Origin of the sequence: Mycobacterium sp. GA-1199, from assembly GCF_001500045.1 — a bacterium.
Taxonomy (GTDB): domain Bacteria; phylum Actinomycetota; class Actinomycetes; order Mycobacteriales; family Mycobacteriaceae; genus Mycobacterium.
Window position 1 is genome coordinate 1 of record NZ_LQIX01000051.1, and the last position, 650, is coordinate 650.

Below are 650 nucleotides of genomic sequence, written 5' to 3' on the forward strand. Positions count from 1 at the left end.
TGGGTATGTGGGTCGGGCGGGGTTGACGGCGTCGCGGTTTGTGGCGTGTCCGTTCGGTGGGATGCAGGCCCCCGGCGAAAGGATGTATCGCACGGGGGATTTGGTGCGGTGGCGTGTTGATGGGCAGTTGGATTATTTGGGTCGTGTTGATGAGCAGGTCAAGGTTCGGGGTTATCGGATTGAGTTGGGGGAGATTCAGGCTGTTTTGGGGGGGTTGGATGGTGTTGAGCGGGCGGTGGTGATCGCGCGTGAGGATCGTCCTGGTGATAGGCGGCTGGTGGGTTATGTCACTGAGTTGTTCGGTGGGGCCGTTGATGTGGTGTGGGCGCGTGCTGTGTTGGCTGAGCGGTTGCCGGTTTATATGGTGCCGGCGGCGGTGGTGGTGGTTGAGGCGTTTCCGGTGACGGTGAACGGCAAGCTCGATGTTCGGGCGTTGCCGGCGCCGGAGTATGGCGGGGGGGGGTATCGGGCTGCGGGTAGTGCGGTTGAGCAGGTGTTGGCCGGTATTTATGCGCAGGTGTTGGGTTTGGAGCGGGTCGGGGTTGATGATTCGTTCTTCGATTTGGGTGGGGACAGTATTTCGTCGATGCAGGTGGTGGCTCGGGCGCGGGCGGCGGGGTTGGTGTGTCGGCCGCGTGACATATTCGTTC

The 650-nt window shown here is 62.0% G+C and carries 1 protein-coding gene; it reads left to right on the forward strand.

What is annotated here, in order from left to right:
* Window positions 1–650: phosphopantetheine-binding protein (locus AU198_RS20925; RefSeq protein ID WP_156431702.1), on the forward strand; the 650-nt coding region annotated here is incomplete at both ends.